General features: G+C 71.5%; 12 protein-coding genes. 7 read left to right on the top strand and 5 right to left on the bottom strand.

What is annotated here, in order from left to right; translation table 11 throughout:
• Positions 1 to 121 precede the first annotated feature (121 nt).
• Positions 122 to 1102: an NAD(P)H-quinone oxidoreductase gene (locus tag ACIGXO_RS15770; protein ID WP_399786074.1), complete on the top strand. Its 981-nt coding sequence runs from the start codon at positions 122 to 124 to the stop codon at positions 1100 to 1102.
• 45 nt (positions 1103 to 1147) lie between these two features.
• On the opposite strand, the gene ACIGXO_RS15765 is transcribed toward ACIGXO_RS15770, so the two are convergent.
• Positions 1148 to 2008: a hypothetical protein gene (locus ACIGXO_RS15765; RefSeq protein ID WP_399786071.1), complete on the bottom strand. Its 861-nt coding sequence runs from the start codon at positions 2006 to 2008 to the stop codon at positions 1148 to 1150.
• A gap of 202 nt (positions 2009 to 2210) precedes the next feature.
• Between ACIGXO_RS15765 and ACIGXO_RS15760 the strand changes: the two genes are divergently transcribed.
• Positions 2211 to 2774, top strand: coding sequence for a bacterial proteasome activator family protein (locus ACIGXO_RS15760; protein WP_399786068.1), 564 nt, complete (start codon positions 2211 to 2213; stop codon positions 2772 to 2774).
• Between the two features lie 108 nt (positions 2775 to 2882).
• On the opposite strand, the gene ACIGXO_RS15755 is transcribed toward ACIGXO_RS15760, so the two are convergent.
• The gene (locus ACIGXO_RS15755) at positions 2883 to 4529 is read right to left on the bottom strand and encodes a protein kinase (protein WP_399786065.1); all 1647 of its coding nucleotides are present in this window, start codon (positions 4527 to 4529) and stop codon (positions 2883 to 2885) included.
• A gap of 466 nt (positions 4530 to 4995) precedes the next feature.
• Between ACIGXO_RS15755 and ACIGXO_RS15750 the strand changes: the two genes are divergently transcribed.
• Positions 4996 to 6540, top strand: coding sequence for a protein kinase (locus ACIGXO_RS15750; protein ID WP_399786061.1), 1545 nt, complete (start codon positions 4996 to 4998; stop codon positions 6538 to 6540).
• Between the two features lie 89 nt (positions 6541 to 6629).
• On the opposite strand, the gene ACIGXO_RS15745 is transcribed toward ACIGXO_RS15750, so the two are convergent.
• From ACIGXO_RS15745 to ACIGXO_RS15735, 3 genes are all read right to left on the bottom strand, one after another.
• Positions 6630 to 7664, bottom strand: a complete 1035-nt coding sequence (locus tag ACIGXO_RS15745; protein WP_399786058.1) for a phosphotransferase — start codon at positions 7662 to 7664, stop codon at positions 6630 to 6632.
• A 57-nt stretch (positions 7665 to 7721) separates the two neighbouring features.
• Positions 7722 to 8135 carry a pyridoxamine 5'-phosphate oxidase family protein gene (locus tag ACIGXO_RS15740; RefSeq protein ID WP_399786055.1) on the bottom strand — a complete coding sequence of 138 codons (414 nt, stop codon included), beginning with the start codon at positions 8133 to 8135 and terminating at the stop codon, positions 7722 to 7724.
• A 137-nt stretch (positions 8136 to 8272) separates the two neighbouring features.
• Positions 8273 to 8932, bottom strand: coding sequence for a response regulator (locus tag ACIGXO_RS15735; RefSeq protein WP_399786052.1), 660 nt, complete (start codon positions 8930 to 8932; stop codon positions 8273 to 8275).
• Between the two features lie 327 nt (positions 8933 to 9259).
• Between ACIGXO_RS15735 and pdhA the strand changes: the two genes are divergently transcribed.
• The 4 genes from pdhA (at position 9260) to ACIGXO_RS15715 (ending at position 13456) form a co-directional block, all read left to right on the top strand.
• Positions 9260 to 10435: a pyruvate dehydrogenase (acetyl-transferring) E1 component subunit alpha gene (gene pdhA / locus ACIGXO_RS15730; protein ID WP_399786050.1), complete on the top strand. Its 1176-nt coding sequence runs from the start codon at positions 9260 to 9262 to the stop codon at positions 10433 to 10435.
• 1 nt (position 10436) lies between these two features.
• A complete protein-coding gene (locus tag ACIGXO_RS15725; RefSeq protein WP_399786047.1) occupies positions 10437 to 11420 on the top strand; it encodes an alpha-ketoacid dehydrogenase subunit beta in 984 nt (327 codons plus the stop codon).
• 23 nt (positions 11421 to 11443) lie between these two features.
• The gene (locus tag ACIGXO_RS15720) at positions 11444 to 12883 is read left to right on the top strand and encodes a dihydrolipoamide acetyltransferase family protein (protein WP_399786044.1); all 1440 of its coding nucleotides are present in this window, start codon (positions 11444 to 11446) and stop codon (positions 12881 to 12883) included.
• Positions 12884 to 13015: 132 nt separating this feature from the next.
• Positions 13016 to 13456 (top strand): NUDIX domain-containing protein, encoded by a 441-nt coding sequence (locus ACIGXO_RS15715; RefSeq protein WP_399786042.1) that lies wholly within the window; start codon positions 13016 to 13018, stop codon positions 13454 to 13456.

Genomic DNA, 13456 nt, shown 5'->3' with positions numbered 1-13456 from the left:
GAGCTGGGGCCAGCGCTGCGCCGAGCCCGCGGACAAGCACGGCCTCGGGCCAGCATCTGCCCGCACAGCTAGGTCGGGTGGTGCTCGTACGTCCGGTACCGAGGCGAGTAGCCTCGCGGCCATGCGTGCGATCACCATTCCCGAACCCGGCGGACCCGAGGCCCTGGTGTGGGCCGAGGTGCCCGCGCCGCAACTGTCCGAAGGCGAGGTGCTGGTACGCGTCGCGGCCAGTGCCGCCAACCGCGCCGATGTGATGCAGCGCCAGGGCTTCTACGACCCGCCGCCCGGCGCCTCCCCCTACCCCGGCCTGGAGTGCGCCGGCACGATCACCGAGGTGGGCCCGGGCGTGAGCGGCTGGGCGGTCGGCGACGAGGTCTGCGCACTGCTGGCGGGCGGCGGTTACGCCGAGCAGGTGGCCGTGCCGGCCGGCCAGCTGCTGCCGCTGCCGAAGGGCCTCGACGTCACGCAGGCCGCCGCGCTGCCCGAGGTGACCTGCACCGTCTGGTCGAACGTCTTCATGCTGGCGCACCTGCGGCCCGGCGAGACCCTGCTCGTGCACGGCGGGTCCAGCGGCATCGGCACCATGGCGATCCAGCTGGCCAAGGCCGTCGGCGCGAAGGTGGCCGTGACCGCGGGCAGCGCCGAGAAGCTGGAGAGCTGCCGCGAACTGGGCGCCGACGTGCTCATCAACTACCGCGAGCAGGACTTCGTCGAGGAGATCCGCAAGGCCACCGACGGCCGGGGCGCGGACGTGATCCTCGACATCATCGGCGCGAAGTACCTGGACGCCAACGTCAGGGCGCTGGCCACCAACGGGCGGCTGGCCATCATCGGTCTGCAGGGCGGCCGGAAGGCCGAGCTGGACCTGGGCGCGCTGCTGGTCAAGCGGGCCGCGGTCGCCGGGACGTCGCTGCGCGGCCGGCCGCTCGAGGAGAAGGCCGCGATCGTCGCTGCCGTACGGGAGCACGTCTGGCCGCTGATCGAGAACGGCCAGGTACGGCCGATCGTCGACCGCACGCTGCCGATGGCGGACGCCGCCGAGGCGCACCGCATCCTGGAGGAGAGCAGCCACATCGGCAAGGTCGTCCTGACGGTCGGCTGAGCCGGCAGCCGGGCTGTTTCCCAGGGAGGCGGCCCGCCGCTGCCCTCACCGCCGCCGCAGCCGCAGCCCGATGAACGCCAGCCCCAGCCCCGTGAGCGCCAGCCCGGCGCCGAAGGGGAGGACGCGGGCGACCCGGGCGGCGTGTTCGGTGGGGGCGTAGGGCGACCGGACGGCACTCGTGGTCTCGCGGCTCGTCGAGGAGGGTCCGGCGGCCGCGGGCCGGTGCGGCGGCCGCAGCGTCTGCCATGCGTGCGTCCGGCCGTGCGGCGAGAGGGGCGCGTACGGCCGGTCCGAGTGCTCGCCGGCGGTCGGCCGGCCGGTCGCTCCGGGGTCCTCCAGCGCCGTGGCGGCGCTCTCCGAGGTACCGGAGGCGTGCGGCGTCTCCGGCCCGCTCGTCCGGCCGGTACGGGACGGCGTGGCGGCGCCGGTACGGGGCGGCGTCGCCGGCCGGCTGGTCGCCCCGCCGGAACTGGAGCCGGAGCCCGAGGCCGAGGCCGAGTGGCTGGGGGTGGGCCGTCCGGGTGACGCCGTGGCGGAGTCGCTCGCGTCTGCGGACGGGCTCGGACCGGAGGCGGTCGAGGACGGCGAGGCGCTGTCGTCCGGTTCCGCCGGGCCCTCCGAGGCACCGGCGGACATCGAGGTACCGGGGTCCTGGGGGCGGCGGCCGGTGGCGCCGGTGCCCGGCTGGTCCTGCACGGACGGCTGCGGCCGGCCGGACCCGCGTCCGGAGAGCAGACCGTCGGGGGGCAGCCCGTCGCCGGCCTGCGGCTGTGGCGGGTCCGCCGCCCGGGTGTGCGTCCGTACGGGGGAATGCGCGACGGCGGCCGCGGGTACGGCGGTGGTGGGAAGCAGCGTGGTGGCCGTCAGCAGGCCGGCGACGATGAGCGAGCGGAGTCCTGGAACCACGCCGTGTCCTCCCGTGCCGAGCCGTCGAGTGACGTAACCAGAGTCACATGAGCCCACAAACACGGCATCTCAGGAAAGACCTGCATATCCGGCTAAAAGCCGCGATCTGCGGTGAAGTGCTGTGACGGGATGCATTGCGAGGGTGGATCAATAGTTCCTCGGGGCACAACTGTTCCTACTGCATGTACGAGAGAATGGCGGCATGGATATGCCGATGAACGAACGGTCGCAGGAGAGCCCGCACGTCCTGGTTGTCGGCCCGGACGGTATGGCTCTCGGCAGCGCAGGCTCCAGTGGTGGAGACGGCGACGATGAGCCACGCGAGGTTCCGGTGACGGAGATGGTCGAACAGCCGGCGAAGGTCATGCGGATCGGCAGCATGATCAAGCAGCTGCTGGAAGAGGTGAAGGCCGCCCCGCTGGACGAGGCGAGCCGGGTCCGTCTGAAGGAGATCCACGCCGGCTCCGTCAAGGAGCTGGAGGACGGGCTGGCCCCCGAGCTGGTGGAGGAGCTGGAGCGGCTGTCCCTGCCGTTCACCGAGGACTCCGTGCCCACCGAAGCCGAACTGCGCATCGCGCAGGCACAGTTGGTCGGCTGGCTGGAGGGCCTGTTCCACGGCATCCAGACCGCCCTGTTCGCCCAGCAGATGGCCGCACGCGCCCAGTTGGAGCAGATGCGCCGCGCGCTCCCTCCCGGCGCCGTCCCGGCCGACGGCGACGATGAGCACCCCGGCCGCGGCGGCGCCCGCTCCGGTCCGTACCTCTGACGGTCACCGCCGCCGGACGGCGGACGGGACGCCGGAAACCTGCACCGAGGGGCCCTGCGCGCAGATCGCGCGAAGGGCCCCTCGGTGCAGGTGTTTCCGGAGCCCGGCTCAGCCGGACTTGCCCGTGGCCACGACCAGCTGGATCTTCTGGTCGCCCTTCGGGTCGTAGTTCTCGTTCTCGGCGGGCGTCTGGCGGATCACCGCGTTCTTGCCCCACACGGGCTCACTGTTCTCGTACGTGATGTCCCACTGCCAGCCGGCCTTCTGCATGCAGGTCTTCACCGAAGCGAGGTTCTTGCTGTAGAAGTTCGGCATCATGACCTTCGACTTGTCCTCGAAGCTCTTGACGGCCTCGGTGCAGTCCTTGGGGTCGATCGTCCGGTCCTTCTGCTCCGGCTGGACCTTGTCGGCGGGGTCCTCGGTGGCGGAGGCGGAGGGCTGGGGCGAGCCGGTGCCGCCCGCCTGCGGGCCCGGCTGATCCGGGTCGCCGCCGCTGAGGGCGATGACCAGGACGACCGCGACGACGGCGATCAGCGCGACCGCGGCGGAGCCGATGATCACCGGCTTGTTGCCCTTGCCGCTGGAACGGCTCTGCATCGAGGCGGTGTACGGCGACGGCGTGGGCGGCGGGGTCCGCATGCCGCCGTTGTACGGACCGGGTGCCGGGGTCTGGTAACCGTGGCTCGGCGGCGGCGGGGTGGACGGGCCGTAGCCGCTGTACTGGCCGTTGGCCGGCGGCGGCGTGTACGGGCTCTGCACGTTCTGCGCGCCCATGCCCAGGCTGCCGGTCGCCGACGGGAAGACCGCGGAGGCCACCGAGGAGCCGCTGGAGCGCGGGCCCTGGCCGCCGATGATCACCGGCGAGGAGCCGGACTGCCCGGACTGGGCGATGCGCAGGCACTCGTCCTGCATCGCCTGGGCGGTGGGGAAGCGCTCGTTGGGGTTCTTCTTCAGCGCGCGGGCCACCAGCGCGTCCACCGCCGGCGGCACCGAGCGGTTGATGCTGGAGGGCACCGGCGGCTCCTCCTGCACGTGCGCGTACGCGATGGCCAGCGGCGAGTCCGCGTCGAAGGGCAGCTGCCCGGTCAGCAGCTCGAAGAGCATGATGCCGACGGAGTACAGGTCGGAGCGGGCGTCCACGCCGCGGCCCAGGGCCTGTTCGGGCGAGAGGTACTGCGGGGTGCCGACGACCATGCCGGTCTGCGTCATGGAGGTCACGCCGGACTGCATGGCGCGGGCGATGCCGAAGTCCATGACCTTCACGACGCCGCGCTTGGTCACCATGACGTTGCCGGGCTTGATGTCCCGGTGGACCAGGCCCATTTCGTGGCTGGTCTCCAGGGCCGCCAGCACATCCGCTGTGATCTTCAGCGCCTTTTCGGTGGGCATGGCGCCGTACTGCGCGACATCGGCGTCCAGGGCCTCGCGCAGCGGCTGCCCGGAGACGTACTCCATGACGATGTACGGCGTCGTGCCGCCGTCGAGCTCGTCCTCGCCGGAGTCGAACACCGAGACGATGTTGGTGTGCGAGAGCTTCGCGACGGCCTGGGCCTCGCGGCGGAAGCGCTCGCGGAACGCCTGCTCGCGGCCGAGCTCGGTGTGCAGCGTCTTGATCGCGACCTCGCGGTCCAGCACGCTGTCGTACGCGAGGTGGACGGCGGCCATGCCGCCGGTACCGAGAAGGTCACGGAGCTGGTAGCGTCCCCGTCCCACCGAACGGCCCGCGCCGTGGGCCTGTGCGCCGTCCTGGCTCATGTTTTTCCGTTTCCCCCTCGGCGCGCTGCCCGTCGCCCCATACCGGCACGATCCCGTACGCGGCACTGTTCGGGCTGTTCTGTTGCTGGCCGGGCACGGTATGCGACCGGTCGGCCAGGTTCTGGAATTCCGCAGCCAAGTGTGCCTCAGGCACCAGGCCAGTCAAGCCGCGTGCCCGTTCCGTGACCAGATGGGCAGCAACCCTGCACCGCCACGTCATCTGTCAGGAGCCTGCCAGCCACGCGGCGGCGGGTTGTCGCGAGCGTGTCAGAAACCTGTCACGACTCTGTGAGCAGCCGCCGGGCAAAACGGTCACTCGTAGTGAACTTGCGACATGTGGCCGGTGAACGGTTTGATGGCCGGTCCCCTTCCAAAACCGGTGCGCGCCGCGGAGCCTGTAGCGTGCTCTTGCGAAGACCGAGACGTAAAACCGCGGGTACGCGGATCGATTCGACGGCGAGGACCGATGGCACAGACGCAGAGCCCCCAGGGCCCGTCCGATCCTGAAGCCACCGGCTCCAATATCCCCGACGCACCGGAGATGTGGGGCAACGGTGGTCTGGTCGGTGACGGGCGCTATCGCCTGACGCGCCGTCTGGGCCGGGGCGGCATGGCGGAGGTGTTCGCCGCCGAGGACGTACGGCTGGGCCGTACGGTCGCGGTGAAGCTGCTCCGCTCCGACCTCGCCGAGGACCCGGTGTCCAAGGCCCGCTTCACCCGCGAGGCGCAGTCGGTCGCCGGGCTGAACCACCACGCCGTCGTCGCCGTCTACGACTCGGGTGAGGACGTGGTCGGCGGCAACACCATCCCGTACATCGTGATGGAGCTGGTCGAGGGTCACACCATCCGTGACCTGCTGCTCAACGCCGACGCACCGCCGCCGGACCAGGCGCTGATCATCGTCTCCGGGGTCCTGGAGGCGCTGGCCTACAGCCACCAGCACGGCATCGTGCACCGCGACATCAAGCCCGCGAACGTGATCATCACGAACAGCGGCGCGGTCAAGGTCATGGACTTCGGCATCGCGCGTGCCCTGCACGGCGCGTCGAACACCATGACCCAGACCGGCATGGTCATGGGCACGCCGCAGTACCTCTCGCCCGAGCAGGCGCTCGGCAAGACCGTCGACACCCGCTCCGACCTGTACGCGACCGGCTGCCTGCTGTACGAACTGCTCGCGCTGCGCCCGCCGTTCGTCGGCGAGACCCCGCTCTCGGTGGTCTACCAGCACGTGCAGGACATGCCGGTGCCCCCGTCCGAGGTGCTGGAGACGGTGCCGCCGGAGCTGGACGGGCTGGTCATGCGCTCGCTGGCGAAGGACCCGGACGACCGGTTCCAGAGCGCGGAGGAGATGCGCGGGCTGGTCCAGTACGCGCTGCAGATGCTGCACGAGCAGGGCGGCCACACCGGTACGTGGAGCACCGGCCCGGTCGCCGTGCACGAGGGCCGTTCGACGCCCGCGACGGGTGTCGCGGCCACGACGGCGATGCCGCACCCGGGGCAGGGCTCGACGGCCGCGCAGCCGATCCTGCCGGCCGGGCGGGACGACGACGGCGGGTACGAGGGCGGTCCGGGCGGCTCGAAGGGCGGCCGCGGCAAGATCTGGCTGATCGCGGCGCTCGCGCTGATCGCCATCGTGGCCGGCGTCGCCATCGCCCTGCAGAACACCGGTGGCGACGAGCAGCCGAAGAAGCCGAAGCCCACGCCGACGGCGACGAAGAGCAAGGACGAGAAGACCACCGAGCCGCCGACGGAGGAGCCGACGACGCAGGCGACGCTGCCCGCGGGCACGGGCGGCAACACCGGTGACTACACCCAGACGCCGACGGAGACCGGGGAGCCGACGCCGACGGAGACCCAGTCGCCGACGGACGAGCCGACCGGCGAGCCGACGGAGCCCACCGGGGAGCCGACCGGCGAGCCCACCGGGGAGCCGACGGAGCCCACCGACGCGCCGACCGACGAGCCCACGATCATCCCGCCGGCGGACGGTGACAGCGGCGATCAGTGAGCGCCGCACAGGGCAACTGAGGGCCGTACAGGGCCTCTGGGGGCCGCACGGCTTCCGAGGGCCGTCGGGGACACCGTCCCCGGCGGCCCTCAGCCCGTGAAGGCCCCGCGTACCGCCGCGTATTCGTCCGTCCACCACACCGCGAGCGCGGCCGAGGCGGGGAAGAGGCTGTCGGCGCGCCGGTCGCCCAGCCGGTACCGCCAGTCCAGCATCCAGAAGTCGTTCAGGCGTTCCCACCAGACGCGGTGCACGGCGGCCGCCAGCTCCTCCGGGCCGACGCCCGAGGCGCTCCGGTAGGCGCGCGCGTACGCCGCCACCTTGGCCAGGTCCAGGCTGCCCGAGGGCCGTACGAAGAAGATCGCGGCGGCCCGTACGGCCTCCTCGGCGCGCGGCTTGACCGCCAGCCGGTCCCAGTCGACGATCGCGGCCGGCTCGGTGCCCCGGTAGAGCAGGTTCAGCGGGTGGAAGTCGCCGTGCACCCAGCCCGCCGGCGCCGCGCGGGCCGGCCGGTGGTGGGCGTGCGCGGCCAGCAGGGCGCGCCGCTCCAGGAGCCGGTGCTCGGCCAGCGCGTCGAAGCTGTCGTGCGGGCGGGCGTCCCGCGCCAGCGCCAGCAGCTCGTCGATGCCCACGAAGGTCGCGGCGGGGTCGGCGCTCTCCTGACCGGGCCGCGGCGGCTCGTCGGGCATCACCTGGGCGAGGGACACGTGGACGCGGCCCAGCAGCGCGCCGAGGCGGCGGCACTGGGCGGGGGTGAGGGCCGCGCCGTCCAGGTGCCGGCCCTCGACCCAGGGGTGCAGCGCGTAGCAGCGGCCGTCGATGACGGCGACGGTACGGCCGTCGGAGGCGCGTACGGGCGGCGCGACGGGGAGGCCCATGGCGCCCAGCAGGCGGGTGGCGCGGTGCTGCCGTACGAGGGCGGAGCAGTCGGCACGGTCGGCGTCGAGGTGGTGCTTGAGGAAGAAGCGGCCGCGTGTGGTGACCAGCCGGTAGCCGTGGTTGAGCAGGCCCTCGGCGACCGGCTCGCACGTCAGCGGCTCCCCGGCGCCTTCGTAGCGGCGCAGCAGGGAGCCGAGGGTGTGTCCGTCGGGCGCCGTTGCCGTCCGGACCGCAGATGAGCGCAGCACCCGTCAGATGTTAGATCACCTGGCCCGGGCCGCTCCGCCGCACCGGTCGGCTATCGGTCAGCCTGAAGAGGCGTACCGGAACACCGGTACTTCGGTCAGCGTGTGGACCTTGGCGAAGACCGGCTCGATGTGCAGGAACACTGGTTCGAAGGGCTCGCCGTCGGCGAGGGCCGGGGCGCGCCCGAAGGCGTCGCGGTCGGCGGTTTCCGGGTGCTCGACGCGGGCCGTGCCGGTGAACTGGACGGTCCAGGTGTCCGCCTCGCCGCCGGCGAGGTTGTCCGCCTGGTACGAGACCACGCTGCCGTCCAGGGCGCGGTGGTAGCCGTAGCCACGGTGCAGGCGCAGCAGGAGCCGGCCCCCGGTCACGACGTGCCGGGCGAGCGTGGTGAAGGGCAGCGCCCGCTGGCTGGCCGAGACCCGGCCGTAGGGCGTACGGCTGAGCAGTTCCAGTGCGCGGAATTCGTCGGGCATGGGAACCAGCCTGCCGGGCGGCGCGGGCGCGGCTGTAGGGGCGGCGGCCCCGGGTTCACCGGGGACGTTGGTCCCAAAATTCGTTACGTCGCAGGTCAGCCCCGATAAGTCGGAGGCCCGGCCACGCATGAATGTGATCAGCGGCCTTCCGCTTGCATTCTGGCGACGTATGCGGCGGCCTGGGAACGGCGTTCCATACCGAGTTTGGCGAGCAGGCTGGAGACGTAATTCTTGATGGTTTTCTCGGCCAGATGCAGCCGTTCGCCGATGGCGCGGTTGGTCAGGCCCTCGCCGATCAGGTCGAGGATGCGGCGTTCCTGTTCAGTGAGGCCGGCCAGCCGGTCGTCGCCCTTGGCGCCGCCGCCGTCGCGCAGCCGTTCGAGGACCCGCGCGGTGGCCACGGGGTCCAGCAGGGACTTGCCGGCCGCGACGTCCCGGACGGCCGAGAGCAGTTCGTTCCCGCGGATGGCCTTGAGTACGTAACCGGACGCACCGGCCATGATCGCGTCAAAAAGTGCCTCGTCATCGGCGAAAGACGTGAGCATCAGGCACTTGATGTCCTCGTTCTGCGAGCGGATCTCGCGGCAGACCTCGACACCGCTGCCGTCCGGCAGCCGGACGTCGAGCACGGCGACGTCGGGATGCGTCGCCGGGATCCTGACCAGGGCATCCGCGGCCGTACCGGCCTCGCCGACCACCTCGATGTCGCTCTCGACCGTGAGCATGTCGTGGACGCCGCGCCGGACGACCTCGTGGTCGTCGAGCAGGAATACCGTGATTTTTCCGTCTTCGCGCACAGTTTCAGTCTCACACACCGGCCCTTCCCGTGCTGCGGCCCGCCGATATAACGTGCCGTTGTCCCGGCGGCCTGCGACGCTGTGACCAGGAGTTGTTCCCACCCTCCGCGATTTACTTGGAAATCCAAGCAAAATCGCAGGTCAGGGCCGTTTTCGCTTAGGCTCGGGAAATGGGTAACGTGCATGGGCAGGCCACGTCCGGGGCAGTTTTGTTCCACCCGGGCCTGACCGCGTTCGCACACACCCCGTGCGCCGTATCGGATACCGGGTGAGCCGCAATACGGCCACCGGCGGACCCCGGGGGCCGGACAGACGGAGGAGCAGCACGTGACCGTGGACAGCAGTGCCGCACGAAAAGCCACACGCGGAAGCGGCAAGCGCACGACCGCGAAGAAAGCCCCGGCCAAGCCGCGGGCGAAGGCTTCAGCGGGGCAGGACCCGGACCAGTTCGTCCAGCTGCTCACCCCGGAGGGGGAGCGGGTCGAGCACCCGGAGTACGCGATCGACCTCTCCGCCGACGAGCTGCGCGGCCTGTACCGCGACATGGTGCTCACGCGGAAGTTCGACGCCGAGGCGACCACCCTGCAGCGCCAGGGCGAGCTGGGCCTGTGGCCCTCGCTGCTGGGCCAGGAGGCCGCGCAGATCGGTTCCGGACGCGCGCTGCGCGATGACGACTACGTCTTCCCCACCTACCGCGAGCACGGCGTCGCCTGGTGCCGCGGGGTGGACCCGACGAACCTGCTGGGCATGTTCCGCGGCGTGAACCACGGCGGCTGGGACCCCAACAGCAACAACTTCCACCTGTACACGATCGTGATCGGCTCGCAGACGCTGCACGCGACGGGCTACGCGATGGGCGTGCAGAAGGACGGCGCCGACTCCGCCGTCATCGCCTATTTCGGTGATGGCGCGTCCAGCCAGGGTGACGTCGCCGAGTCCTTCACCTTCGCCGCCGTCTACAACGCCCCCGTGGTGTTCTTCTGCCAGAACAACCAGTGGGCGATCTCCGAGCCGACCGAGAAGCAGACCCGGGTGCCGCTCTTCCAGCGCGCCCGCGGCTACGGCTTCCCCGGTGTACGGGTCGACGGCAACGACGTGCTCGCCGTGCTCGCCGTCACCAAGGCGGCGCTGGACCGCGCCCGCACCGGCCAGGGGCCGATGCTCGTCGAGGCGTACACCTACCGCATGGGCGCGCACACCACCTCCGACGACCCGACGCGCTACCGCGGCAACGACGAGCTGCTGGCCTGGGAGGCCAAGGACCCGATCCTGCGGCTGCGCCGGTACCTCGAGGCCGAGGGGATGGCCGACGAGGCGTTCTTCGCGTCCGTCGAGAAGGAGGACGAGGCGCTCGGCAAGCGGGTCCGTGACGCGGTCCGCACCATGCCGAACCCCGACGACATGGCGATGTTCGAGCACGTCTACGCCGACGGGCACGCGCTCGTCGACGAGGAGCGCGCCCAGTTCGCCGCGTACCAGGCCGCGTTCGCGGAGGAGAACTGACATGGCCGTCTTCGAGAAGATCACCATCGCCAAGGCGATCAACGAATCGCTGCGCACGGCCATGGAGGCCGACCCCAAGGTCCTCGTGATGGGCGAGGACGTGGGCAAGCTCGGCGGCGTCTTCCGCGTCACCGACGGCCTGCAGAAGGACTTCGGCGAGGACCGGGTGATCGACACCCCGCTCGCCGAGTCCGGCATCGTCGGCACCGCGATCGGCATGGCCCTGCGCGGCTACCGCCCGGTCGTGGAGATCCAGTTCGACGGTTTCGTCTTCCCGGCGTACGACCAGATCGTCACCCAGCTCGCCAAGATGCACGCCCGTGCGCTCGGCAAGGTCAAGCTGCCGGTCGTCATCCGCATCCCCTACGGCGGCGCGATCGGCGCGGTCGAGCACCACTCCGAGTCGCCCGAGGTGCTCTTCGCGCACGTCGCGGGCCTGAAGGTGATCACGCCGTCGAACTCCTCGGACGCCTACTGGATGCTCCAGCAGGCCATCGCCGGTGACGACCCGGTCATCTACTTCGAGCCCAAGCGCCGCTACCACGACAAGTCCGCGCTGGACACCGAGGCCATCCCGCACCCGCTGCACAAGGCCCGGGTCGCCCGCGAGGGCAGCGACCTGACGCTCGCCGCGTACGGCCCGATGGTCAAGGTCTGCCAGGACGTCGCCCAGGTCGCCGCCGAGGAGGGCAAGTCGGTCGAGATCGTCGACCTGCGCTCCCTCTCCCCGATCGACTTCGACACGCTCCAGTCCTCGGTCGAGAAGACCCGCCGCCTGGTCGTCGTGCACGAGGCGCCGGTCTTCCTCGGCTCCGGCGCGGAGATCGCCGCGCGCATCACCGAGCGGTGCTTCTACCACCTGGAGGCACCGGTGCTGCGGGTGGGCGGCTACCACGCCCCCTACCCGCCGTCCCGGCTGGAGGACGAGTACCTTCCGAACCTCGACCGGGTGCTCGACGCGGTCGACCGGTCGCTGGCGTACTGAGGGGCTTGAGGAGAGTCGTGACCATGACTGCAACCGCACAGCGCTTCCGCGAGTTCAAGATGCCCGACGTGGGCGAGGGGCTCACCGAGGCGGAGATCCTCAAGTGGTACGTCGCCGAGGGCGACACCGTCGCCGACGGCCAGGTCGTCTGTGAGGTCGAGACCGCCAAGGCGGCCGTCGAACTCCCCATCCCCTACGACGGGGTGGTGCACCAGCTGCGGTTCGGCGAGGGCACCACGGTCGACGTCGGCACGGTCATCATCACCGTGGACACCGACCCGGGCGCGGGTCCCGCGGAGGCCCCGGCCGCTCCGCAGGCCGCCGAGCCGGCCGCCGAGGACGGCGAGGAGGGCCGCAAGGCCGTACTCGTCGGCTATGGTGCCGCGCCGTCCTCGACGAAGCGGCGCGCGCGCAAGGCGCAGCCCGGCACCGCGAATGGTGTGCAGGGGGCCGTCCAGGCGGAGTTGAACGGGTACGCGGCGCCCGAGCCGGAGCCGGTTTCACGTGAAACAGCGGCAGCCGGGCCCGCGGCTCCCGCCGCTCCGGCGGGCGCCGAGCGTCCGCTGGCCAAGCCGCCCGTCCGCAAGCTCGCCAAGGACCTCGGCATCGACCTGGCCACGGTCGTGCCCAGCGGCCCCGACGGGATCATCACCCGCGAGGACGTGCACGCGGCGGCCGCGCCCGCTCCCGCGGCGGCGCCGGAGTACGACGTGGAGCCGGCCCCGCACGAGCCCGCGCCGGCCCCCGAAGCCGTCGCGGCTGCCCGGGAGACCCGTATCCCGGTCAAGGGCGTACGCAAGGCCACCGCCCAGGCGATGGTGAACTCGGCGTTCACCGCGCCGCACGTCACGGAGTTCATCACCGTCGACGTGACCCGCACGATGAAGCTCGTACAGGAGCTGAAGCAGGACCCCGACATGGCGGGCGTCCGCGTCAACCCGCTCCTGCTCGTCGCCAAGGCGTTCCTGGTCGCCATCAAGCGCCACCCGGAGATCAACGCCTCCTGGGACGAGGAGAACCAGGAGATCGTTCGCAAGGACTACGTGAACCTGGGCATCGCGGCGGCGACCCCCCGGGGCCTGATCGTCCCCAACATCAAGGACGCCGGCGCGCAGACCCTGCCCCAGCTCGCCGCCTCCCTCGGCGAACTGGTCGCCACGGCCCGCGAGGGCAAGACCTCCCCGGCGGACATGGCGGGCGGCACGGTCACCATCACCAACGTCGGCGTCTTCGGCGTCGACACCGGTACGCCCATCCTGAACCCCGGTGAGTCCGCGATCCTCGCCTTCGGCGCGGTCAAGGAGCAGCCCTGGGTCCACAAGGGCAAGGTCAAGCCGCGCCAGGTGACGACCCTGGCCCTCTCCTTCGACCACCGCCTGGTCGACGGCGAGCTGGGCTCCAAGGTCCTCGCGGACACCGCCGCGATCCTGGAGCGCCCGAAGCGGCTGATTACCTGGTCGTAGTGCGCGATCGGGTCAGCTGGTCGTAGTACGCGATCGGGTCAGCCGGCCCCAGTACGCGAGTGAGCGGCCCGGCAGGGTGGCGCGGCGAAAAGGAATTGGTTTCGCCGCGCCACCCTGCTTACCGTCGTCGTCGTGACCGACGCACAGATCACTGCTGACACCCCCACCCCGGACGCCCTCCCGCCCCTGCGGTCCGTCGCCTGGCTGCACATCAGGGACGGCCGCCTGCTGAGCGTCCGCACCCGCGGCAACGACACCTTCTACCTGCCCGGCGGCAAGTACGAGCCCGGTGAGACGGCCGCGGAGGCGCTCTCCCGCGAGCTGGCCGAGGAGGTCGGCGTGCGGGTCCCGGCGGACGAGCTGACCGAGGCGTTCACGGTCCACGACGAGGCGCACGGCCGCGCCGGCCGCCGCCTGCACATGACCTGCTTCACGGGCGGCCCGGCCACCGTGGACCCGGTCCCGGGCCGCGAGATCGCCGAGTTCGCCTGGCACAACGCGGACGACTTCGCCGTCTGCGCCCCGGCCTTCCGCCAGGTCGTCGCCCGTCTCACGGAGGCGGGCCGCCTGTAG

Source organism: Streptomyces sp. NPDC053542, assembly GCF_044544685.1.
GTDB lineage: Bacteria > Actinomycetota > Actinomycetes > Streptomycetales > Streptomycetaceae > Streptomyces.
This window is presented reverse-complemented; position numbering and strand designations above follow the sequence as displayed.